Genomic DNA, 24,410 nt, shown 5'->3' with positions numbered 1-24,410 from the left:
ACGTTAACCGGCACACCAGTTCAAGCCGATATAGGTACCACCTCAGGTATTATCATCAGTGTTGCCGATGCTGCGAATGCAACAGTAAGCTTAGCGGCCTTTACTATCACAGTGTCAAACACCAATGATGCGCCGGTAATAACAGGTACGCCAGCAACAACGGTGGCTGAAGATACTGCCTACAGCTTTACTCCAATAGTTTCTGATGTTGATGCAGGGGATACCCAAAGCTTTAGCATTAGCAATAAACCTAGCTGGGCAACGTTTAGCACTTCAACAGGCGCCTTAACGGGCACACCCATTAATGCGGATGTTGGTATAACTAGTGGTATTATCATTAGTGTGACCGATGCTGCGAATGCATCAGTAAGCTTAGCGGGCTTTACTATCAAAGTGACAAACACCAATGATGCGCCGGTAATAACAGGTACTCCAGCAACAACGGTGGCTGAAGAGGACGCCTATAGTTTTACCCCAACGGTGACTGATGATATTGGTGATACCCAAACCTTTAGTATTACTAATAAACCTAGTTGGGCATCGTTTAACGCGTTAACCGGCGCATTAACCGGCACTCCTTCGAGAACAGATGCTGCAGATTATGCAGATATTGTGATTAGTGTTACTGATAGTGCTAATACCGTAGGAAGTTTGCTTGCCTTTACCATTACGGTGACTAATACCAATGAAGCTCCTGTGGCTGATGCACAAACTCTATCACTTGAAGAAGATAGCGAGTTAACCATCATATTATCTGCCGAGGATTTTGATGAAGATGAATTAACCTATGCCATTTTGACTGAGCCAGTACATGGTTCTTTAGTTCAATCAACTGATAATATATGGATTTATACAGCGAATACAAACTTCAACGGCACGGATAACTTTACTTATAAAGCAATGGATGCAGAAACTGATTCTGAGCCAGTAACTGTTGAGTTAACGATCAACCCTGTTAATGATGCACCTGTCGCTCAAGATGACACAATTGTTCTTACTTATAGTGAAAACGGACGTTATAACCTTGATGTGTTAAATAATGACAGCGATGTTGATGGCGATGTTTTGAGCATTATTAATGCTAATAGCGCTATTGGTAATACGCGCATCGAAGTAGGAGAATTGATTTTTCAAATACAAGGTGTTTTCGAAGGTGAGATTAAATTACAGTATGCTATTAGCGATGGCAATGCCGTTAAGGATAACGATGATAGTAAAGCAAACGTAACACTTGTTTTTGATAACCATATTGATGCCTTACTGCCTGTTATTACTCTACCTCAGGATATTGATATTAATGCGACGGCTTTATTTACTAAGGTTGACTTAGGTGTTGCTACCGCTATTAACAGTGAAGGTGGTTCAGTGCCTGTTTCTCTTGTTGATGGCATTACACGCTTTGCCCCAGGTAATAACTTGGTCTATTGGCAAGCGCAAGACAGTGATGGCTTTAAGCGAGTTGTTACGCAGCGTGTTACCGTTCAGCCATTAGTTAATATTGCTGTAGACAGCCAAGGTACTGAGGGTTCTCATTATAAAGTCGCTGTTCACTTAAATGGTGAGTCACCGACTTATCCTGTCATCGTTCCTTACTCTGTAAGTGGTGATGCGGATAGTAATGACCATGACTTAGTATTAGGTGAGCTTATCATTGATTCTGGTTTATTGGGCTATATCGAATTTGATACCTTTAGTGATGGGGTAGTTGAAGCCGATGAAGTCGTTGTTATCACCCTTGATAATAATGTTAATTTAGGTGCGAAGTCAGTATTCACCTTAACCATTACTGAAGGTAATCTTGCGCCACAAGCAAGTATTACGGTTTCTCAAGATAATGAACAACGGACACTGATTGATAAAACTTTAGGAGAAGTGGTTATTACCAGTGAAGTATTTGATGCTAATAATGACGATAACCATAGTTACACTTGGACGAGTGTTAGCGGTGTATTAGTTGACAGTGATGCAGAGGATACAAGCTTTACCTTTGACCCAACAAATGTAGCAACAGGTCAGCAAACATTATCACTTAACGTCACCGATAATGGTGAGTCGCCATTAAGCACTGTAGTATTTGTCTACCTTGATATTGTTGAGGCATTACCGACATTAACTGATATTGATAGCGACGGTGACTTAATTCCTGATAATGCTGAAGGCTATGGTGATATAGATGATGACGGTATTGCTGATTACTTAGATAACAATAATAGTCGTTGTAATATACAAACTTCAGAAATAAGTCAGCATGAGTTATACCTTATTGAGACTGAGCCAAGTACTTGTTTACGCCGAGGCATTAATACGGCGAGTAACCAGTCTGGTGCATTATTACTGAGTGTAAATGAAGTTATCAATGATAATGAAGCGATAAATGTTGGCGGTATTTTTGACTTTATCTTAAGTGGATTACCTGTTGCAGGACAAAGTATCAGTCTGGTATTACCACAACGCTTACCTATTCCTGAAAATGCTATTTATCGTAAATTAACGTCAGATAAGGTTTGGGTTGAATTTGTAGTAGATACTAATAATTATTATTCATCAGCCGCTGGCGAAATTGGATACTGTCCTGCGCCAAATGATGATAGTTGGTCCCTCGGGTTGACCGCTGGCCATTGGTGTGTGCAGTTAACGCTAGAAGATGGTGGCCTAAATGATGATGATGGTGTTGCTAATAGTCGTATCGTGGACCCTAGCGGTGTTGGTGTTTTTAACAACAACAATACCTTACCAGAAATTATGTCAGAGCAGGTTGTGACAACACAAAATAAATCAGTGACAATTGATGTGCTTGCTAATGATATAGATAGCGATGAAGACAGTTTGAGTATTACCAGTGCAATTGTTGATTTTGGTAATGTGACGATTGTAGACCAACAATTACACTATCAACCTGACGCTAACTTCTTTGGTTTAGCGACCATCATTTATGGTGTGAGTGACGGCAACAATGGTACAGGCTTTGGTGATGTAGCTGTCAACGTTATTGAAAATACAGCGCCTGTTACTGTAGATGATAGTGCCACTACGGATGATAGAACAGCCATAACTATTGATGTACTAGCGAACGACACTGATGTTGATAACGACGAATTAACTTTGATAAGTGTCAGTGCAGAGCAAGGTGGTATCATTATCAGCAATAACATGCTGGTTTATACGCCGCTTGATAGTTTTGACGGTGTTGATACCGTTACCTATCACATTAGTGATAATAATGGTGGTGAAAGTCAGGGGCAAGTTGCGGTCACAGTTAATGCTTATGAAACCATTATTATTACCAATAAATCGAGTGGCGGTAGTTTGGGGTCAATCATTTTACTGTTAGGAAGTGTAATGCTATTTATTCGACGAAAAAGCACTTTAGTGATGTCTAAAACAGCAACAGGTAAAACATTAGTGCAATGCTTTAGTTTATGGGGGCTGCTTAGCTTTAGCATAATTTTTAGTAGTTATGCTGCTCAAGCAGCAAAGTTCGACATTTTCATTAAAGCTGAACTTGGTCAAGGTAAAGCAAAAACTTCAGGGATTTCTAAGCAAGTTCCTGTTGGGATTATTACTCATATTGATAATAAAGCAACAAGCTGGTCTATAGGTGTAGGGACTAATATCACCAAAGATTGGAGTGTAACACTTAGTTATGTTGATATGGGTGAAGGGTCTTTATCAATCACGGGGGATACGCTTATCGCTAGTGAGTATCACCAAAGTGTTGCTAAAATTGTACCTGTTTTAGTTAAAGGGGTCGGACTTAATGGTCACTATCATTTTTTACAAAGTGAGCAATATAATGCCTCTGTTCTATTTGGGTTGTTAACTTGGGACGGTGATGTTGTTAGTGCCTATGAAGACCAACGCATTGATCATGATAACGATGGTATAGATATGTATTATGGCATTGAAGGCACTTATAAAATAGATGAGGCGTGGGGAGTTAATGCTGGCATTAAGCGTTATGCGCTTGATGTTAATGATGTTGATATCGCCTATTTAGGATTGACGTATGAATTTTAAACTTTAATTTAAAATACTTATTTCGCACTTAATCTCGCATGCGGGCAAACTGTATGCGCTGAGTGTAAAATGAAGATTTTAAAAACTAAAAACATAGATTTAAGTAAAATACACCTATCAAAGAGTGTATATTTTATTTCTCAAACACAGGTGTAGAGGCATATATTACAAATACCTGTTTCACTTTCTACTCTGGTACCGCAATAGTAAATGTTAGTGTTGTGATTAAAATACAATTGCGCAACATATAAAAAAGTAGTTATAAGTACTGAATTTAAAAAGTGTCTAAGTAACCCAGCCCAATCTGTAAGGCATTCATTATTAAGCTAAACCATCCAAATAAATATCAATATGGATGGTTTTATTGCAAATAGGGCTTACGCAACAGGTTTTCTAATAGCAATGCAAAAATTGTAGCTATCAAAGAAAGCAATCTAAGAAAGTCACCACTTAAATATCAGCGAAGTTAGTCAGCTTAATCTGCGGTTATTACATCGGTTGCTTTTTGTAATCACAGCGCTATTGAGTCGCTAGCATTTATGTTTAGGTATGTTTAGCTATTTATAGCAAATGAGTATCATTAAACCGCTGTGAAAAACCCAACAGATTAAACTAACTGCTCAGCCAAGTAGTCCACCAGTAGCCTTATTCTGGGGGATAAATGACGATTTTGCGGGTAAACTGCCCATATACCTTCATCAAGAGCACGATAATTATCTAATAAAGAGATCAGTTCACCACTTCGTAGATGTTGCTGCACATAATAATCGGGTAATTGCACTATGCCTAAGCCTTTGAGTGCAGCATCGGTTAAACTATGACCACTGTTATAGCGTAATCGACCTTTGACGCGGACACTTTTTTCTTTGTTTAATTCTCTAAAGTGCCAATAATCAGCTGTGCCCAATAAACAGTTGTGTTTACTTAGCTCCGATATTGAGTGGGGTATGCCATGACTGTCGAGATAACGTGGCGAGGCACAAACATAGTTGGTTCGTTTACCTAATTTTTTTGCCATCATCGACGAATCACTTAATTTGCCCAGACGAATGGCTAAATCATAACCATCTTCGGCTAAATCAATTTGTCGGTTACTTAAGTAAGCCGACACTTCAACATCGCTATAGCGCTTTACAAAATTATTCACGAGCGGCAATATTTGTTTTTCACCATAGGTTACTGGCGCGGTGAGTTTAATTTTACCTTGAGGTTTTGATTGTAGATTGGTGATTGCACGCTCTGCTGCGTCTAAGCCATCAAGTACGCTGCGACAGTGCTGATAAAAAACCCGTCCTTCTTCTGTTAAAGAAACTTTGCGGGTAGTACGGTAAAATAACTTTATATTTAGGCGCTTTTCTAACGCACTTATTTGACGGCTTACTTGCGCAGTTGATATGGCCATTTTTTTTGAGGCCAGTGTGAAGCTCTCATTTTCGGCGACATATACAAATTCGCTAATCCCTTCCCATTGCATAATTGTTACCTATATGTACAAATATTTTTATAAATTACTATATTATCACTTTTTAAGAAACAATTATAATAGCCGTCAGTAATAGCAGATTACGGCTATTATTGTTACCAGCTGGTAAAAGTGAATTGTATTCTAGTGGTATTATCATGCCTAAAAGAATGTATTAAACTACAGTTAATAGTAAAAATAGAAATATCTATCAATTGAAGGTGAGCATAAATATGTCAGACAAGTTTATTAAATCAAAAGCGGCTATTGCTTGGGGACCTAAGCAACCATTATCTATCGAAGAAGTCGATGTGATGTTACCACGCAAAGGCGAAGTGCTAGTAAAAGTTATCGCCTCAGGCGTATGTCATACCGACGCATTCACGCTTTCAGGAGAAGATCCAGAAGGCATTTTTCCGGTTATTTTAGGCCACGAAGGTGGTGGTATTGTTGAACAAATTGGTGAAGGTGTTACTAGTGTACAAGTGGGCGATCATGTTATCCCTTTATACACACCAGAATGTGGCGAATGTAAATTTTGTTTATCGGGAAAAACCAACCTTTGTCAAAAAATTCGTGAAACCCAAGGTAAAGGGCTAATGCCTGATGGCACTACGCGTTTTTATAAAGACGGCCAACCCATTTTTCATTATATGGGCTGCTCTACGTTCTCTGAATACACGGTATTACCTGAGATTTCTTTAGCGAAAGTGAATAAAACTGCACCGTTAGAAGAAGTTTGCTTATTAGGTTGTGGCGTTACTACGGGTATGGGCGCTGTGATGAATACGGCGAAAGTTGAAGAGGGCGCAACCGTTGCTATCTTTGGTCTTGGCGGTATTGGTTTATCGGCAGTTATTGGCTCAACTATGGCGAAAGCGAGCCGTATTATTGCAATTGATATTAACGAAAGTAAGTTTGAGTTAGCCAGAAAACTCGGTGCTACTGATTGTATTAATCCGAAAGATTACGATAAGCCGATTCAAGACGTGATTGTTGAATTAACTGATGGCGGCGTTGATTACTCGTTTGAATGTGTGGGTAACGTCGACTTAATGCGCTCTGCTCTAGAGTGTTGTCATAAAGGTTGGGGTGAGTCAGTCGTTATTGGTGTTGCCGGTGCAGGGCAAGAGATAAAAACCCGTCCGTTCCAACTTGTGACTGGGCGAGTATGGAGAGGATCGGCATTTGGCGGTGTTAAGGGGCGTACTGAATTACCTGATTACGTAGAACGCTACTTACAAGGTGAATTCAAATTAAGTGATTTTATTACTCATACTATGGCACTTGAAGATATTAATGATGCGTTTGAGTTGATGCACAAAGGCGAAAGTATTCGCAGTGTTATTCACTTTGATAAGTAAGCTTTATTTTACTCGCTGTGACTTATCTTAAAAATAAATTGCAAACTATCTTAATATAACTTTTATTCCCCCTTTTTTGCAGCATAAGCTGTAAATACAAAAGGGGGAATATGGTGAGGTGTACCATGACAATTGAGCATTTAATAGAAAATGTAAGTGTAAATAAAAGCTTTGGTGGCTGGCAGAAACAATATAGCCATCAATCCAAAATCTTGAATTGTACTATGCGCTTTGCTATTTACCTGCCGCCGCAAGTATCAAACGGCGAAAAAGTACCGGTGTTGTATTGGCTTTCAGGCTTAACATGCAGTGATGAAAACTTTATGCAAAAAGCTGGTGCACAGCGTATAGCTGCCGAATTAGGTATGGCTATTGTTGCTCCAGATACTAGCCCACGCGGCGAGGGTGTTGCCGATGATGAAGGTTATGATTTGGGTCAAGGCGCAGGCTTTTATGTCAATGCCACCCAAGCACCTTGGAATCGTCATTATCAGATGTACGATTATGTGGTTAATGAGTTGCCAGCGATAATTGAAGCGGCATTTGAAGTGTCAGATCAACGCGCTATTAGTGGTCATTCGATGGGTGGACACGGCGCATTAACTATTGCGATGTTAAATCCTGAACGCTATAGCTCAATGTCGGCATTTAGCCCCGTTTGTAATCCAGTGCAAGCGCCTTGGGGCAAAAAAGCTTTTACCACTTATCTAGGTAAAGACAAAGCTGATTGGCGCAATCATGATGCCAGTGAATTAATGCGCAAAGCCACGGCGTTTATTCCAGCTAAAGTGGCTCAAGGCGGTGCGGATAACTTCCTAGTTGAGCAGTTAAAGCCTGAAACATTAGTAGCGGCAGCTAAAGATAATGGTTATCCATTAGAGTTAACTATTCATGAAGGTTATGATCACAGTTATTACTTTATCTCATCATTTATTGAAGAGCACCTGCGCTTTCATGCCGAGCACTTTACCCAATAGCAGCATCACGGCCGTTGCACGATTTGGCGGCCGTTTTTCCGGTATTAACCTGAGTTTTTTCTGCTTTATTTAGAGAGTAAAAAGCTAACTCTTATATCGATAGGGCTACTACCATGAAGTATTAGCTGTTGTTTAACAGCTTAATATTAGGATAGCCAGAGTGTTTCATAGCCTGGTATCTTTCGGGGCAAAGCCAATGAATATCTGCATTAAATTTACTGATGACCATTAAAAACGTAGTGTTTTTTAGCTTATACTTGTTCTTTTACAACCTATTATGCGCTATCTTCTGAACCCTCTTCTCATTCTCATTCTCCTTCTTTATTAATTAAGCCATGGTTAATCGCAAAGCGAACAAGATCAGCCAGTGATTCTATATTGAGTTTAGCCTTTATATTGCGACGATGAGCTTCAACAGTACGAAAGCTTATGTCGAGCTTTTTAGCGATATCTTTACTGGAAAAACCTTGTGCAACAAATGAGAGAATAACTTGCTCACGTGTAGTTAACTTATCGTTTTCCATTTTCAATGGACTTTCTTGTAACATTTTTGCAATCGAACTACTAAAGTGGGTATTACCTTTGGTGACCGCTTTTATTGCAAAATAAACTTCCTCTGATGAAGTGTCTTTTAATACATAACCTGAAGCGCCTGCTTGAATGGCGCTGTGAACAAACTCAGAACTATTATGCATAGTAAAAATTAACACTTTAGTATCGGGCAACTGCTCGGTAATAATCTCTGTTGCATCAATACCATTCATTAATGGCATACTGACATCCATCAAGATAACATTGGGTTTAAGCTCCTTAGCTTTATTTAGTGCATCTTTACCATCATGGGCTACGCCTATGACTTCGATATCATCGTAATAAGCCAGACAAGCAGACAATCCCCCTTGAACCATAGGGTGATCATCGACTAATAAAACTGATATTTTTTTTTGTGGTTTATTATCATGTATCATTTTGTTTTACTGCTCGATTTAAGTGATTAAAATAATTTGCAAAACTTTTCGTTGGAATTTTAACGGTTATTTCAGTGCCGGTTTTGGACGAACTAATATGAAATTGACCCCGCTGATATTCAACACGTTCAGCCAAGTTTCTTAAGCCGATACCTGAGTGTTTCTGTTTCGTTATCGCGTTTACGTCAAAGCCTACACCATCATCTTTTATACTCAAGGTTAGCCAAGTTTGTTGTATTGAAATGTCAATTAATACGCATTTAGCGCCAGCATGTTTTTTAATATTGGTGAGTGACTCTTGCACTACGCGGTAAAGCGTTGTATTAATAAAATCGGGTAACAGTTTTTTTAATGATGGTTTGCTGACTTTTATCTCAATATTTGTTTGTTTAGCGAAATCGCGACTCAGGTTTTCAATGGCGGCTGACAAACCTAGCTCGTCTAATATTTGGGGATGCATATGATGAGATATTCTGCGCACTTCTTGGATAGCAAAGCCTAAGTTATCTTCCGCCTGTTTAAGTGATGCTGGCTTTTCTTGTTTGTTTTTTCGAAGAAAAAAAGTAGTGGCTTCGAGCGAATATTTAATTGAAATTAAGGTTTGAATAATTCCATCATGTAACTCTCTTGAAATATGCCGGTTTTCTTCTTCTTGCACATCAATGATCCGTTGACCTAATTCACTAATTTTTGCTTCAGCTCTTTTTTTATGACTTAGATTAACGGCAATGCCAAATAAAAATATAAAAAATATCGAAGAAAGCGCCACAATCAAAATAATTTTTTTAGTATAATTTATATGTAAATCAATCTCTTGATGTAAGTTGTTTAGTTGTGAGTAAACGTCATCTAAATAGACCCCAGTGCCTAACATCCATTGCCATTTATCAATGTAAACAGAATAGCCCAATTTGGGCGCTTTCACTTTTCCTGACGGTTTCAGCCAGTCATAGCGATAAAATCCTCCGCCAGCATGAGCATTTTCCAATAAAACTTGAATAATTTTATCGCCATTTTCACCTTCTAAATCCCACCAACTTTCCCCAACTCTATCTGGCTGTTTAGGGTGAACAATGGCGATGGCTTTATCATCATAAATAAAAAAATAGCCATCATCTCCGTTGTATAGCATATTTTTAAAGATGTTTGCCACCGCAACTTTAACCAGGTCTTTTTTATCTTCTGATAACTCAGTCATATGTTCGACCGATGAAAGTGCAATGGCTATATAGTTTTTTAATTCTTGTTCTTTTTGGGTAATAAGGAAAGTTTCCAGTGTTTTAACATTGAGATCAGACAATTCACGATATTGACTAGAAACGAAATAATAGATAATAAAAGAGGTTAAAATAACCTGAATTATGGCAAGATAAAACATCCGTGATGGAATTCTCATGTCAACAGCCTTTATTAATATTAAGATAAAAAATTTAATCATCGCAAAATTAGCACTAAATTTCTATCACAGATAAATAGTTAGGTAGTAATACCTAGTAAAGAAGTCTAATACTTCCTTACGGGCTATTATGTGAAAATTGATTGCTTACGCAACAATGGGTTGCTTAAAATAGACTAATAGGTGGAAAGGTGAACATGTTAAAAACCTCAATACTAAAAGTATTATTCATTGCGTCAGTTGCATTCTCTGGATTTGCAAATGCTGATGCTGACGATAACAAAAAATACCGATGGAAATTAGCCGAAACTTGGGGGCCTAATTTTCCTATATTTGGTGACGCATCAAAAAATATGGCTCGTTTGGTTGACGAAATGTCAAATGGGCGATTAACCATTCGCATTGATTCTTCAAACAGACACAAATCAGCCTTTGGTATTTTCGATTTTGTTAAAAATGGTCAATATCAAATGGGACATTCGGCATCATATTATTGGAAAGGGAAAGACTTTAATACGATGTTTTTCACTACGCTTCCTTTTGGTATGACGGCACCTGAGCAATATGCTTGGTTCTACCATGGCGGCGGCATGGAATTAATGAAGTCGGTATATGACAAACACGGCATCATGTCATTTCCGGGCGGTAATACCGGTAATCAAATGGGGGGTTGGTTTCGTAAAGAGATTAATACTGTTGAAGATCTTAAAGGCTTAAAAATGCGCATTCCTGGATTTGCTGGTGAAGTACTTGCTAAGCTAGGGGCTAAACCGACTAATATTCCTTCTGCCGAACTTTATACGGCGCTAGAAAGAAATACTATTGACGCATTAGAATGGGTTGGCCCATCGCTTGATCTTAGAATGGGTTTTCATAAAATAGCGCCTTATTATTATACTGGCTGGCATGAACCTGCGACAGAACTGCAGTTTATGGTTAATCCAGAAGCTTATAATTCGTTACCTGAAGACTTGCAAAAAATTCTAACCGCAGCAATGAAACTGGCTGCTTACGATATGTACATTCAGTCGATGCATGAAAGTGGTAAAAACTTGGCGACTATTCAAGAAGATTACCCTCATGTAAAAATTAGATCGTTTCCAAAACCTGTTATGGCAGCAATTAAGCAAGCAAACGATGAACTTTTGCTAGAAGCAGCGGAGAAAGATCCTAAAACAAAAGAGATTTTAGATTCAATTGCCACTTATCAGAAACAAGTACGTGCCTGGACTAACTTTTCAGACCGCGCTTACCTCGATAACTTTGATTCGAAATAATTCACTTCTAACCATCACACACATACCTAGCCGCCATTGTTAGGTATGTGTGGAGACAACATGAATACTTTAATTAACCTATTAAGAAAAATCATTGATACGGTAGGAAACCTATGTAGCCTGCTGATGGTATTGATGATTTTAAATGTTTTCTATGACGTGGTATTACGATACTTTTTCAATGACGTCAGTATTGGTATGCAAGAACTTGAATGGCATTTTTTTGCTGCAATGTTTATGTTTGGTATCGGATACACCCTTAAAGAAGATGCACATGTAAGAGTAGACATAGTCTATGATCAATTATCCAGCAAGAAAAAAGCCATCATTAATCTTGTAGGATCGCTGTTTTTGGCGCTGCCATTTGCTTGTGTATTAATCTATTTTGGTTGGGATTATAGTTATGAAGCTTATGCTATTGGTGAAGGTAGTGGCGACCCTGGTGGCCTGCCACATCGCTGGATAATACGCAGTGTTATTCCCCTTTCTTCGCTATTTTTAGTGCTTTGCATTACCTATGTCGTGTTAACTCAAGTGAAAGCATTAATGACTAAACCCAATTTTAAAGAGGCGCAAAAATGACTGGAATAGTTTTATTTGCCGTAGCGTTAATGTTCCTGTTTTTTGGTTATTCAGTGGCTTTTACGTTTGCGGGTATCTCCCTTATTGTAGGGGTTCTCAGCCTAGGGACAGATCTTTTCGCCTTTATGCCATACCGCATCATGAGCATTATGGAAAATACCACGCTAATGGCTATTCCTATGTTTATTTTCATGGGTATTGTTTTACAAAAAACAGGCCTTGCTGAAAAATTATTAGAGTCTTCGGCAAAATTATTTGGTCAGGTAGCGGGTGGTTTGGCTATTTCAACCATTATCGTTGGAGCACTATTAGCGGCATCAACAGGTGTTGTTGGTGCAAGCGTTGTGGCGATGGGAGTGATATCTCTACCGGTAATGTTAAAAAATAATTATCATCAACCAACCGCTACTGGCGTTATTTGCGCCTCGGGTACCTTAGGACAAATTATTCCCCCCTCAATTATTTTGATTATATTGGGTGATGTGATGGGCGTGCCTGTGGGAGATTTGTTTAAAGCGGCGATATTGCCAGGCTTTTTGTTGATTTTGATGTATACGCTTTACATTCTTGTGCTAGGAAAAATAAAACCAGAATTTTGTCCACCTATGGTAGTGACAGAAAGTAAGCAGGAATTATTAATTCAAGCCTTGAAAGATATTGTGCCGCCAATGCTATTAATCATCACAGTGTTGGGGTCAATATTTGGCGGCATTGCTACGCCAACAGAGTCATCGGCCATAGGGGCTGTTGGCGCAGTTATATTGGCAACATGCTATGGTAAGTTTTCTTTTAAAATGATCAATGACGTTTCAAAAGAGTCGGTAAAAGTGAGTTCTATGATCTTTGCTGTACTGCTTGGCGCTACGGCTTTTTCAATGGTTTTTACCTATTCAGGCAGTGACTTTATCGTTGAAGACTTTTTCATGGATCTTCCTGGTGGTCAATGGACATTTATATTATCTGCAATGGTGGCGATATTAATACTGGGTTTTTTCATTGATTTTATTGAAATTGCTTTTTTAGTTGTGCCAATTTTAACCCCCATTGCCATGGCATTAGATATTGACTTAATTTGGTTTGCTATTCTTATTACGATGAATTTGCAAACATCATTTTTAACCCCGCCGTTTGGCTTTAGTCTGTTTTACTTAAAGGGGGTAGCCCCTAAATCAATAAAAACGCTAACCATATATAAAGGTGTGATTCCATTTATCCTAATGCAATTAGTTATTTTATCGCTAGTTTTATTGTTACCTGGATACCTGATCATTACATAACAGTTAGCGAGTTCACTATAGAGAACTAAAGGACTTATCTGAGTGAGTGAATATTGGTTTTATTTATTACTGACAATAACAGGATTTATTGCGGGAATTATCAACACATTAGCAGGGGGAGGCTCTAACTTAACTCTTCCTGCATTAATGATAATGGGTATGCCTGCTGACATAGCTAACGCGACTAACCGAGTGGGTGTGCTGTTACAATCAGTATCAGGCATTGCTGGTTTTAAGAAATATAACAAGTTAGCAAGCCACGATTTACCTGCCATTTTAAGTTTAACTATACTGGGTGGTGTATTTGGTGCATTGGCTGCGTTAGTGATGTCAGCGCAAACCCTTAAATATGTGCTACTTGGCTCAATGATCGCTATGTCGTTGGTGATGATTTTGGTGCCTAGTATAATATTACCCAATGTTGAAACAGCCCCTAAACTTGTTCGTTCAACACCCAGTTCCTGGCTAATACTGTTTATTTCGGGCTTTTATGGCGGATTAATACAAGCAGGTGTGGGTTTTATCTTGCTGTTTGCGCTTGCGGGCTCTCTTCATTACGATTTAGTGCGAGCCAATGCTTTAAAATTAGTGTGTACGCTAGCATTTACCTTAAGCGCTTTAGGAATTTTTATTTATCAAGACTTAATTCTTTGGTTACCGGGCCTAGCATTGGCCTTGGGTAATATCATCGGCGCTTGGATAGCGGTTAAAATATCAATAAACATAGAACCTAAGTTATTGAAAATATTTATACTAATAATGACTTTATTGGCGTGCGCTGCAGTGCTGTACCTAGATTAGCATGCAGTACGCTATGATATATGCAAGGTAACGCCATAAGCTTGAGCGTTTAATGAGCACTAGAATACTAGATCAGTTATTACTTGTCCTCCATGTACTTTAAATAAAAAAATTAGACCTACGAATGCATGTCAGTATTATTACAAGTGCACTTACTGTCGATAAAGTGTCGAAAAATGTGTCGAACAAGCATTAAACCTTTAGCGGCATTGCTATGAATGAGGAATAATTAGCGTATGAAATATCCTATTAAAGGCTCCTGCCAATGTGGGCAAGTAACATACAAACTGTATGAACAACCTAGTAGGGTGTGGGCTTGTTATTGCACGGAATGCCAAAAGCTCTCTACTAGCCCATTTAGTGTTACAGCCATTATTGCGTCAAATGCTATTGAGTTTGAAGGTGAGTTAAATGAATGGAGTAGAATCGCCGATAGTGGTAACAGAAATAACGCAAAGTTCTGCTCAACTTGCGGGAATAGAGTTTATCATTACAACCCAGATGACTTAAGCACGATCAAATTAAAATTAAAACCAATCAGTTTAGCAGACGCCACTATATTTAAACCATCGGCTCATGTTTGGGTCAGTGAAAAGCTCAGTTGGTGCCAGATCCCCAGTGGAGCTAAAACATTCGAAAAACAGCCTTTTTAGATTTATCCAATCAGGCGCAACTTATGCTCTAACGTGGTTAACCATGAGGGTAATATCCCTAATGCTTGGGCTATTCATTATAGTTTTTTATTAATAAATTCATTATGTTAGAATCATTAGTTAGGCGTTTTAACCAAAAACGGTCTTAATATTTGTTCTATTATTATTCATTAATAATTGTCAATGCCTCATCATTAGATAATACCGTTGGGACTCTCGTTGCTGCCTTAGCTCTGACGGTGTTTGTTAATAACGTTAATTCTCTTTTTAATCCATGTTGGTAGATAAAAACGCTAGAGCAAAGTGCTAAGTTCTGTACAGATGAAGTAACCTTTCTATCGACAGCAAAGTAAGTTAGATAATGACTTACCTCTTCTTCCCCAATATTGTTAGCGTGGCGTTTGTTATTAAAAATTAAATTTTTTATCCAATGCCAATAGGTTTTTTCAGTTTGAATGCTGTCATGCATAGTACAAATAATAGTGCGAATACTTTCTAACAATAGAGAGGCAAACATAATAAAAAACCTTCAGCTATATACTTGTACAGCTACAGTAAATGGTTAAATAAAAATAAAATATCTCTTCAAGTTGTATTACTACAACGTTTTAGTAATGCAGTATTAATTACACATATGATGAAAGGAAATAATTTAACTATATGAAGATAAAGTATTTTATTTTTCGTCTGCTAAGAGAGGTGAGTAGTAAGACGTCTTATTAATCTCCTCATTAGTATTATATTCTTTGTGTTAATTGTTTCTAATACCTTGTAAGTATGGGATATTAGTGTAAATAAAGTGTTAATTATGGTGCGGGGTTAGTAAGACTACCCATAATAAGCTGTTATGTGCAAATGTCACTTTGGCATTCGTAATTATCATTCAAAATAAGGATATACTTTGAACAAATTAATTTTACTCTTACCTATGCTGTCTCTTGGTTGTTTTGCTGAAGAAAATAGTCAAACTAAAAATTACTCTGTCGGCCTTGGTATGGGTGCTATGTATAGTGGTATAGGTGCAAATATCGCACTGGTTTCAAAAAACGATTTTAAATATTTTTCAGCTGGTTGCACCGCATATGGCTCCATTAGTGGTGCTGAATGCGGGTTTGGTGTCGGTTGGGTTACAGCAGACTTATTTGACTTTGAAACAAACAATCATGGCTTTGGTATTTATGCCGGCATGTTGGGTGAGGAGAGGTATGCTACCTTCAAAAATAATCAATATTCATTCCATAAAAATAACTACTATGGGGCAGGTGTAAGCTATACCTACTTTATGAATAGTATAAATAAATCAGGTGCTACTTTTGGGATATCTTTTCATGCCACTAATGCTGAGTATGACGGACGATATGGTTCTTTTCTTCAGCTAGGTTATCAGTTTTAGCACATAGCAAGGTGTTGAGACTGTAGAGTAACTAATTCAGCCGAAATCACTAAATTTTTGTGTTCCTGTATCGCGCTGTAGACAATTTATTCGATATAGGTAATGCATTTGGTACCCCGATTTTTAGGGGGAATTCATAATAAACGAGTTATGCTACAAGCTCGTTAGGTTTTTAAAGGAGTAAGGCTTTTGAATTCAATTAGAAAGATTATATTAATTAGTTTGTTTTTACCATTTACAGCTTTCGCAGAAGGTAAAATTGGGATTGCCGCAGGTGTGTCAGTTGATGGATTCTTTAGTCCTGAAATAACCGAGTTTAAAATTGATAAAGTTAATTCTGGATCTCCAGCAGAAAAAGCTGGAGTTAAAGTTGGTCAATTAGTTCTTGAACTTGATGGTTGTAAAATCCCAGGCTGCCCAGCGGATAAAGCCAAAAAATTAATGGATAAAGAAACAGGTGAAGTATTATCATTGCTAGTTAAAAATTTAGATGGCAGTGAAGTTTTGCTAAAAATTCATGTAGGTGAGTAAAAACCGAATAAGAAATTAAACAAGTACAAAAAACAGTTGACTATCGCCACTTGCTTTAGTTATCTTTTAGGTTTGTGCTTGTTTTTATTCGTTTTTGTGGTAACTTGAGCGACATAGAATATTTTGTATTTTTGGTTACACAGTTTTCGCCTAAATGGATTTAGTGCACATCGTTCAACTCCCTCTAGGTTTTATAAATTCTGCTTCTGTTTTCGCTTAATCAGTTTTTGTATAAACGGCTCAAATTCACGGTTAGCAGTAAAGTGGTGATAAATTTTTAAATCTACTCAGTCCACACAACAAACTTTGATTTTTTTGGTCATTTCAGTGTTTTCCATTACGCAACATATAACTAGTCAATAAAGCAGGATTAAAATTGTTTGCTCGCTTTCTTAGCAAATAATTTTTTGCCTCTTATTAAAGCGTTAGGCAATTAAATCAAAAAGTAGAGCATTTTGCTCTTCTAACTATTATCTTAAAGGGATATTTAATGAAAAAGGTATTACTAGCAACCGTAGTCGCTACGGCAGTATTAGCGGGTTGTTCTTCTGTTCCTATGGAATCTAAAGAAAAAGCAAATATAGCAAAAAAATTCAGTGCACCTTCTCAAGATACTGCAGGGATTTACGTTTATCGTAAGGATACTTTTGTAGGCGCTGCCTTAAAAAAAGATGTCTGGGTTGGTACCGATTGTGTGGGGCAAACAGCAAAAGGTGTATTCTTTTATAAAGAAGTACCAGGAAATGACAAACTTGAAATATCCACTGAATCAGAATTTTCTCCAAATCAACTAACCATTGAGGCTAAAAATGGTGAACTATATTTTGTTGAGCAATATATTAAAATGGGTGCTTTTGTGGGGGGGGCTGATCTTCAGTTAGCTAATGTTGACACAGGTAAATCCGAAGTTCAAAGGCTAGCTATGGCTATAAGTGGCAACTGTAGCTCTACATTACAGTAATTGCTTAGCAAGGCGTTATATTTTTGTGCACGTTTTGTGCATTTTTTAGTTTCACTAAAAACAGGAGTTATAATGAAACTTAGTAGTAAGTCAGCCCTAATTTTAGGTCTGTCATCCATAGCTGTAATCGCAAGTGAATACAGTTCCCCCATAGAAAATGTCGAAGTTTATAAAACAGAATTATCAACTTTATCAATCCAAAACCTTTCAAGTGAAAAAGTTGAAATAGACCTTTATGGTGAAAATTTCAATTTAGATTCTGCATCAGGTATTAAATTTGAATGTTCAGGTTATGAAAAGCTTGAGCTTCAAATTAAAAACAATGACCACGAATATTTTGAGGTTCCTTGTAAGTCTCGTGTAGTAATCACTGAATCATTTACTAACCAATATGTGCAAGGAGAATAAAATGAGAAAAATTTTCATATTAAGTGCTATTTTTGTTTTATCAGCATGTGGTGGTAGTAATGGTGATGGTTCATCTAAATCTACATATTCATCTTGTAAAATTACTAGCTCTCAAGCTATATTTACCGCTGATCGTGACAATGACTTAAAACAATGCTGGAATGCAGGTGGTAACGGTTATGAAAGCCAAGGTGATGCAATGCAGTGGTGTGAAAAACAAGTTAATGCTTATATTGCTAATCAATATTTAATTGGTCACACAGTTAATTATGCAGTGGAATCAACTAACTGTAAGTAAAAAATATAAAAAACTGTTAAAGTTGGACAAATTACAGTTGGCTCGCGCTGTACCTCGCACATTTTAGCCAACTGTAATTTTCTGCTTAACAGGGCTACATGTTTTTAGAGCGACTTGGCGAATTTAGGCAATGTAGACACAACAATTATAAAAATCATATTTTACACTGCCTTTTTAGCCTTGTTTTTTGTGCTTATTTACTTATTTCAATTGTTGGCTGAATTTGTAATGGTTTAATGAAATTGGAATGCTTACGAGGATATTCAGTCAGATATTTTCGATCATGTTATTGCGGTGTTACCCGCTTTTTCACTGAGAGTGCATGAGTCACCGACCGGGAATGATATCAGGTCATTGGCTAAGCACTAGCTTGATAAATTACAGAACTGTTAAACTAACGGTCTTTGACGCTAAGCCATAAATATTGGGCTTAGCGTTTGTCGCACTCTTAAAGCAGTAACCTTTAAAGCATTCAGGTAAAGCATCAAGGTTTAAAGTATAAACATTTAAAACTTGCCACTCGCTTATAGAACATTTTTCCGCTTTGGCAACGCATCAGCAGTAGTGGCTGAATTTTTACTGATAGTAGAGATGACAAGCTATTAATCATATTCACTGGCATACCATTCATGTTCATAAGCTAAACTACCCCATAAAGCATGTGCTAAAGCGACTTCAGACAATGATTGATTAAGCTTTGTTGGCGATAGTTTTTTTTCATCAAAATCATAACTGAAATTCAACGGATCTTTTTGTGGTTGTAGTATCGTCACTTCATCGTCTTCCATATAAGCAAAATTTTCAGCATATTGCATCATAGCTCGTCCTGAACTTTCTGGTTTGGTTAAATCATGGCCCAGCATAGGTGAATGGTTTGTCACGCCCATTAACGACAAAAGTGTTGGCGCTAAATCAATTTGACTGACAACTCTTTCGTCAGAAAACTGCTGCTTTGATGAATTGAGAATAACACCTGGAATATGAAAGTTTTTGATGGGCACAAGATCACTGCCAAATGCTCTGGCATCATGATCGGCAACCACCAAAAATATAGTATCTTGCCAATAAGGCTGTTGCTTTGCTTTAGTGATAAATTTACCTAAGGCATAGTCGGCATATTGGATAGCTTTGTGACGTAATAACTCCTTCTCATCATATTGGCTTAGTTGCTCTGCTGTATACTCAATAGGGGTTATAACGCCTGGTGGAATTTCAAAAGGGTCATGATTACTAGACGAAAAAATAAAACTAAAAAAGGGCTTGTCGCTATTGTTTAACTTGGTCAATTCAATATTGGCTTGCTTGAATAAATCTTCATCACTGGCTCCCCACGAGCCAATAAACGCAGGGTTTTGAATATCGTTAAAATCAACAATATCACTAAAGCCGTTGCCCAAGAAAAAACTTTTCATGTTGTCAAAATGACTTTCGCCGCCATAAATAAATTGTGTGGTGTAATTATGTTTGGCAAGTAAACTCGCAATAGTGAAGAAGCCATGCTGTGATTTATCAAGTTTGACTACTGCTCTGGCAGGCGTTGGTGTAAAACCGGTAATTACGGCTTCAATGCCTCTAACAGAACGTGTACCTGTGGCATATAAATTTTTAAAGGCCCAGCCTTCATTATTTAATTTATTAATTTCAGGACTAAGAGGAAGCCCGCCCAACGATGAGACAAACTGAGCACCTAAACTTTCTTCTAAGATAATAACCAAGTTTTTAGCTTTACCTTGATAAGTAGGTGCGCGAGAAGCCAAAGAGGGTTGAATGAGATGGGTAAATGCTTGTGGTGCTAAACCGGTTTCCTGTTGCACAATGGCAATGACTTTTTCAGTGGCCATTTCACCATAAAGCTTTGAGGCATTTTTTTCATTACCTAACTGTTTATAGGCATGAGCAACACTATAGATAGAATTTAGTGTTAACGAATTTATTAAGGGATCGGTAGAAAAATAAACTAACGACGGATTTATTGGCCGATGTCCAACAGTGCCTCTGGCACACAGCACAAGTACGACAAATAAAGTAACAAATGAAAGAGTCGCTGACTTAAACGATACCGAACGTCGAGGTTGGTTTGTATTGATCAGTTTAGCTAACAGGTGCCAAAACAATTTACCTGGAATAAGTATTAAGGTGAGAACCATAACTAAGGTAAATAAGTGACCGTTGAACAACATTTTCATTACTTCATTAGGATAAGCTAAGTATTCAATGAATAGTCTATTCGGTCTGAAACCATATTCATGAATAAATGCCGGTGTGGCTAATTCAAAAAATAGTACGCTGATAAAAATGAAGAAAAATAGTACCTTTAATACTTTTAGCCATATTTTTTGATAACCGGAAATCATAAACCATGGATGGACTATGGCAGGTAAAATTAATAAATAGCCTAATGCGCTTAAATCGATTCTAAAACCATTTAAAAATAAGGTTAGAAAGCTATTAAACGTATCGAATCGCTGCATTTGCCATAGACCTAAGCCCAGTCTAGAAATGAAAAGTGTCAACATTAATAGTAAGAAAAATAAGACAAAAGGTCGTAATAAATTAAGTGTAGCTTTAAACATCGTTTCAATACCGCTAATAGAGGACGCTGCTACTTTAAAAGATGAAACTTAAGAGACGCTTAATTTAAACTGAAAGCGCGCTATGTTATTTACAATTGTTACATTTTTTAACGAAAAACAGGTTGACTAAGGCTTAATCTACTTATTTTGTATTTACTTTGCAATAAATACTTAGCATAGAATTTTGGAAAATGAGGGTTGAGAATATTTTAAAAATTATATTATTTAGGGACAGGCTTAAGTGAGTTTATTACTTTTAACAGTACTGTATTGACACGGTTTATATCGATCACACCTTTTTTAAAGGCTAAATATACGGGTAACTTGTATTCGGCTATGTCTAAAACCTTGACTTTAAAATCGACATATTGATTTTGTAAAATATATTTCCCAACAACTTTACTGGTCACGACTGCATCAAGTCTTTTAAGACTCAGCATTTGAAAAAGCACTTCGTTTGATGGTAGTTCATGAAAATCAGAAGTTCGTAAACTGTTAAACGAGAGAATATCTTGATGAAAATTTATACCTCGATAAACTCCAACTTTTTTACCTGATAAATCAGTGGTCTGTAAATTTTCGGGGTAAAATATCGATATCCTACTGATATGCGTTGGTTTATTCGAATATTCTAGAAATTGCTCTCTGTCTTTAAGTTTTGCTAAGGAGAAATAACAATCATAGGTGTTTTTTTTGATTTCTTTTTTAAGTCTAGCCCAAGGTATATTAACTATCTTGACGTCATAATTAAGTTGTTTAAATACAGGGTCAATGATGGCCATATCTAAACCAGTAAAGCGGTCGTTAGATTGGTCAAAAATGGTGTAAGGAGGATAATGAGTTGTAGCACAAGTTAATGCTTTTACTGCGGCAAATGAATGATTTGGTATCAGCAAGGTAAGTAACATAACTAAAGTAAATTTGTAGCAAGCATTATGTTTAAACATCAATAAAACCAAATCTCATTAGATAAATATTGCACTAAACAACATAACATATGAAATCAGTATAAGGTAATTATTGTTTGGAATTATAGTTTGGAAATATAGTTTCAAATTATAGCTTCGAACTAGTGGCTTAAAATAGTGGCTTGAAATATAGATTTGAATAGAGTGTTTAAATATGATTAAAGCCCGATTAAATTTAAATAATAGCACTGAACTGCTTTACTCAAATAAGGTCATTATCTAGGTATATTATCTAGGTTTATTGTCTAGGTTTATTGGTCGCCTGAAAGCAATTATTAAATAATAGTCTGTTCATCACAGCCAGATAATTACGTTAATAAAAGGCTGCTACTGCAACCCTTTTATTAACGTATCAGCTTTTAAAGTAATACTACTAGCCAAATACTGCTGGCGACAATAAGACTAATAAATACCGCCGCTGAGCCTAAATCTTTTGCAAGACCTGATAAAGGGTGAATCTCTAAGCCTACACGGTCTACCACAGCTTCAATTGCGGTATTGATGATCTCGGTAAATAGTATGAAGAGTACAGCAAGTATTAAGGTAACTTGCTCTTTGGCGCTTATATCAAATATAAAAGATACCGGTATAGCAATAAACAGCAGTAACAGTTCTTGCCTAAATGCAGATTCATTTTGATATAACCATTTGAAAGCTCTAAATGAGTTCAATGAGGCTAATATTATTCTTTGGATGCCCTTAGGCTTATTTTTATTGTCAAACACTAGTCTGCTAGCTCCATTTCTAATGAGGTTGATACTGTGGTGCGGGCTATCGCCTGTTGCGATTTACAATCAATGAAGGGATCACTTTCAATGCGATAAGCTGTAGTTTTAACCGACATGATACTCAATAAGGTATCGAAAACATTATCATGACTTATCGGCGATTTTGCCAAAGCATTTAAACATTGGCGATTAAAGTCAGTTTGTATTTTATCCGTCCAGTAGATCATGGGCACGTGGGTTTGTTCTTCAGGTGCAAACGCATAAGGTAAACCATGTAAATATACCCCATTCTCACCCAGTGATTCACCATGATCTGAAATATAAAGTAAAGATGTTTCAATGTCATCTTTTTTATCTAAGCCACTTAATTCATTAATAATTTTTGAGAGTACTAGATCAGTATAAGCAATGGTATTGTCATAAGTATTAATCAGTTGCTCTTGGCTACAGTTTTGAATGTCACTGCGTTGACAGTCTGGTGTAAAGACACCTTTTTCTTTTGGATACCTTTTGAAATAGGTTGGCCCATGGGAGCCGATCATATGTAATACAATGAGGGTGTTGTCATTGCTTAATGTCTTTAGTTTATTTTTTAATGGGGCTAATAGCGCCTCATCATAGCAATACTCACCATCACACAAGGGGTTAGATTTATCAGGTTCAATTTGTTCAGTTTTTACTCGGGTACAAACACCTTTACAACTACCATTATTATTACTGATCCATAAAACGTCAGCACCGGCTAAATGTATCAGGTCTATGGCATTTTGTTGAGCAGTTGCGATACGCTTATCATAATTATTTTTGTTTAATCTTGAGAACATACAGGGTACCGAAACTGCGGTAGCTGTTCCACATGAACTCATTTGTGAAAAAGATATAACCCCTTGTTTTTCTGTATATTGATTGGTAGGTTTAGCATAACCATTCAGTGAAAAACTTTGTGCACGCGCTGTTTCTCCTAACACCATTACCATGACATGCCGGCGAGTATTATCGCGAACGATTGCAGGCGCTGTGTCTAAGACCTTAAATTGTAAAGGTGGATAAAAATACTGATTTCTGACAAATTTATATGACGCATCTAGCAGTTTATACGGTGTAACATAACCCAGCAGTTCTTTATTATTTCGGCCAACCGAAGCATAATTTGAATAAAATACACTGGCAATTAAAAATGCTGCGCCAAAGCTAAGGGTGATCATTTTTACTCGGCTTAACAATTCGGTCAAGAAAGGCTTATAAGTTAATTTAATCGTATAAATGATCAGTGAGGGGATAACACCAAAAATCAAGAAAAATAAGATGGCGTAAAGGTTAACGTAAGATAAGGCTTCGGCTGAATCGGTTTCAACAGTATTTTGCACCATACCGTAATCAAACACGATACCGTAAGTAATGGTGCCATAAAATATCAAAGATGAAATCATCACTGTCGTAATAAGTAGCGGTTTGGTTAGCCATCGAAATGAAAAAACCCCTTGAATTATAATACTTAAAGAGAGTAAAAATATGGGTAGTGACATTAAAAACAACAGATTATAGTTATCTAACGCGGTAATTACGCCCGCTGTTTTTACTAAGAAAGGTAAGTTCAATATCAGTGCAATATAACAGCAAGTGAAGAATAACAACTGGTTGGTTGTTAGTGTTAAGTTTTTAAAGTACGCGATAAATTTATTCATGTGAGACACCTATTAACAAGTGTCGCTATATTATAAAAGTAAACTTAAGATAACCTTAGGCTAACCTGAACATTAGCTTAGATTAAACTGA

The 24,410-nt window shown here is 37.1% G+C and carries 21 protein-coding genes; 13 read left to right on the top strand and 8 right to left on the bottom strand.

Going from position 1 to position 24,410, the window contains the following annotated elements; translation table 11 throughout:
• Positions 1-4,017 (top strand): Ig-like domain-containing protein (locus tag H4J61_RS09560; protein WP_182184889.1); only part of this gene is annotated, 4,017 nt, incomplete at its 5' end.
• 607 nt (positions 4,018-4,624) lie between these two features.
• Here the strand turns inward: H4J61_RS09560 and H4J61_RS09555 are convergent.
• Positions 4,625-5,491: a LysR substrate-binding domain-containing protein gene (locus H4J61_RS09555; RefSeq protein ID WP_182184888.1), complete on the bottom strand. Its 867-nt coding sequence runs from the start codon at positions 5,489-5,491 to the stop codon at positions 4,625-4,627.
• Positions 5,492-5,712: 221 nt separating this feature from the next.
• Here H4J61_RS09555 and H4J61_RS09550 point away from each other — a divergent pair, with 221 nt between their 5' ends.
• Positions 5,713-6,843: an S-(hydroxymethyl)glutathione dehydrogenase/class III alcohol dehydrogenase gene (locus tag H4J61_RS09550; protein ID WP_220461236.1), complete on the top strand. Its 1,131-nt coding sequence runs from the start codon at positions 5,713-5,715 to the stop codon at positions 6,841-6,843.
• A gap of 125 nt (positions 6,844-6,968) precedes the next feature.
• Positions 6,969-7,820, top strand: a complete 852-nt coding sequence (gene fghA, locus H4J61_RS09545; protein ID WP_220461235.1) for an S-formylglutathione hydrolase — start codon at positions 6,969-6,971, stop codon at positions 7,818-7,820.
• A gap of 308 nt (positions 7,821-8,128) precedes the next feature.
• Here the strand turns inward: fghA and H4J61_RS09540 are convergent, their stop codons facing one another.
• Together H4J61_RS09540 and H4J61_RS09535 are read right to left on the bottom strand one after the other, a co-directional pair.
• Positions 8,129-8,788, bottom strand: coding sequence for a response regulator transcription factor (locus tag H4J61_RS09540; RefSeq protein ID WP_182184887.1), 660 nt, complete (start codon positions 8,786-8,788; stop codon positions 8,129-8,131).
• Positions 8,778-10,184: a cache domain-containing protein gene (locus H4J61_RS09535; RefSeq protein ID WP_182184886.1), complete on the bottom strand. Its 1,407-nt coding sequence runs from the start codon at positions 10,182-10,184 to the stop codon at positions 8,778-8,780. Before H4J61_RS09535 ends, H4J61_RS09540 begins: the two co-directional genes overlap by 11 nt.
• Before the next feature lie 197 nt (positions 10,185-10,381).
• On the opposite strand from H4J61_RS09535, the gene H4J61_RS09530 reads away from it, so the two are divergent.
• The 5 genes from H4J61_RS09530 (at position 10,382) to H4J61_RS09510 (ending at position 14,774) form a co-directional block, all read left to right on the top strand.
• A complete protein-coding gene (locus H4J61_RS09530; RefSeq protein WP_182137848.1) occupies positions 10,382-11,461 on the top strand; it encodes a TRAP transporter substrate-binding protein in 1,080 nt (359 codons plus the stop codon).
• A gap of 60 nt (positions 11,462-11,521) precedes the next feature.
• A complete protein-coding gene (locus H4J61_RS09525) occupies positions 11,522-12,043 on the top strand; it encodes a TRAP transporter small permease subunit (protein ID WP_182137849.1) in 522 nt (173 codons plus the stop codon).
• A complete protein-coding gene (locus tag H4J61_RS09520; RefSeq protein WP_182137850.1) occupies positions 12,040-13,320 on the top strand; it encodes a TRAP transporter large permease subunit in 1,281 nt (426 codons plus the stop codon). Before H4J61_RS09525 ends, H4J61_RS09520 begins: the two co-directional genes overlap by 4 nt.
• A gap of 42 nt (positions 13,321-13,362) precedes the next feature.
• Complete coding sequence (locus H4J61_RS09515) at positions 13,363-14,121, top strand: sulfite exporter TauE/SafE family protein (protein WP_182184885.1); 759 nt, start codon at positions 13,363-13,365, stop codon at positions 14,119-14,121.
• A 236-nt stretch (positions 14,122-14,357) separates the two neighbouring features.
• Positions 14,358-14,774 carry a GFA family protein gene (locus H4J61_RS09510; RefSeq protein WP_182184884.1) on the top strand — a complete coding sequence of 139 codons (417 nt, stop codon included), beginning with the start codon at positions 14,358-14,360 and terminating at the stop codon, positions 14,772-14,774.
• Positions 14,775-14,937: 163 nt separating this feature from the next.
• Here the strand turns inward: H4J61_RS09510 and H4J61_RS09505 are convergent, their stop codons facing one another.
• Positions 14,938-15,291: a site-specific integrase gene (locus tag H4J61_RS09505; protein ID WP_182184883.1), complete on the bottom strand. Its 354-nt coding sequence runs from the start codon at positions 15,289-15,291 to the stop codon at positions 14,938-14,940.
• A gap of 384 nt (positions 15,292-15,675) precedes the next feature.
• Between H4J61_RS09505 and H4J61_RS09500 the strand changes: the two genes are divergently transcribed.
• The 5 genes from H4J61_RS09500 to H4J61_RS09480 all read left to right on the top strand — a co-directional run bounded on the left by H4J61_RS09500 (position 15,676) and on the right by H4J61_RS09480 (position 18,365).
• Positions 15,676-16,167, top strand: a complete 492-nt coding sequence (locus H4J61_RS09500) for a hypothetical protein (RefSeq protein ID WP_182184882.1) — start codon at positions 15,676-15,678, stop codon at positions 16,165-16,167.
• A 189-nt stretch (positions 16,168-16,356) separates the two neighbouring features.
• Positions 16,357-16,698 carry a PDZ domain-containing protein gene (locus H4J61_RS09495; protein ID WP_182184881.1) on the top strand — a complete coding sequence of 114 codons (342 nt, stop codon included), beginning with the start codon at positions 16,357-16,359 and terminating at the stop codon, positions 16,696-16,698.
• Between the two features lie 490 nt (positions 16,699-17,188).
• Positions 17,189-17,659, top strand: coding sequence for a DUF2846 domain-containing protein (locus tag H4J61_RS09490; RefSeq protein ID WP_182184880.1), 471 nt, complete (start codon positions 17,189-17,191; stop codon positions 17,657-17,659).
• A 72-nt stretch (positions 17,660-17,731) separates the two neighbouring features.
• On the top strand, positions 17,732-18,067 hold the full coding sequence (locus H4J61_RS09485) for a hypothetical protein (RefSeq protein WP_182184879.1): 336 nt from the start codon (positions 17,732-17,734) through the stop codon (positions 18,065-18,067).
• A gap of 1 nt (position 18,068) precedes the next feature.
• Positions 18,069-18,365, top strand: a complete 297-nt coding sequence (locus H4J61_RS09480; RefSeq protein ID WP_182184878.1) for a hypothetical protein — start codon at positions 18,069-18,071, stop codon at positions 18,363-18,365.
• A gap of 602 nt (positions 18,366-18,967) precedes the next feature.
• Here H4J61_RS09480 and H4J61_RS09475 read toward each other — a convergent pair.
• From H4J61_RS09475 to H4J61_RS09460, 4 genes are all read right to left on the bottom strand, one after another.
• The gene (locus H4J61_RS09475; protein ID WP_182184877.1) at positions 18,968-20,938 is read right to left on the bottom strand and encodes an LTA synthase family protein; all 1,971 of its coding nucleotides are present in this window, start codon (positions 20,936-20,938) and stop codon (positions 18,968-18,970) included.
• A gap of 221 nt (positions 20,939-21,159) precedes the next feature.
• A complete protein-coding gene (locus tag H4J61_RS09470; RefSeq protein ID WP_182184876.1) occupies positions 21,160-21,885 on the bottom strand; it encodes an ABC transporter substrate-binding protein in 726 nt (241 codons plus the stop codon).
• Between the two features lie 380 nt (positions 21,886-22,265).
• Positions 22,266-22,631 (bottom strand): diacylglycerol kinase, encoded by a 366-nt coding sequence (locus H4J61_RS09465; protein ID WP_182184875.1) that lies wholly within the window; start codon positions 22,629-22,631, stop codon positions 22,266-22,268.
• Positions 22,631-24,319, bottom strand: coding sequence for a phosphoethanolamine transferase (locus H4J61_RS09460; RefSeq protein ID WP_182184874.1), 1,689 nt, complete (start codon positions 24,317-24,319; stop codon positions 22,631-22,633). The genes H4J61_RS09465 and H4J61_RS09460 overlap by 1 nt, the downstream gene beginning before the upstream one ends.
• Between the last annotated feature and the right edge of the window lie 91 nt (positions 24,320-24,410).

This window comes from Colwellia sp. MB3u-4 (assembly GCF_014077065.1).
Taxonomy (GTDB): Bacteria; Pseudomonadota; Gammaproteobacteria; order Enterobacterales; family Alteromonadaceae; genus Cognaticolwellia.
Note: the sequence above shows the minus strand (reverse complement) of the source record. Positions and strands in the feature narration are given on the sequence as shown.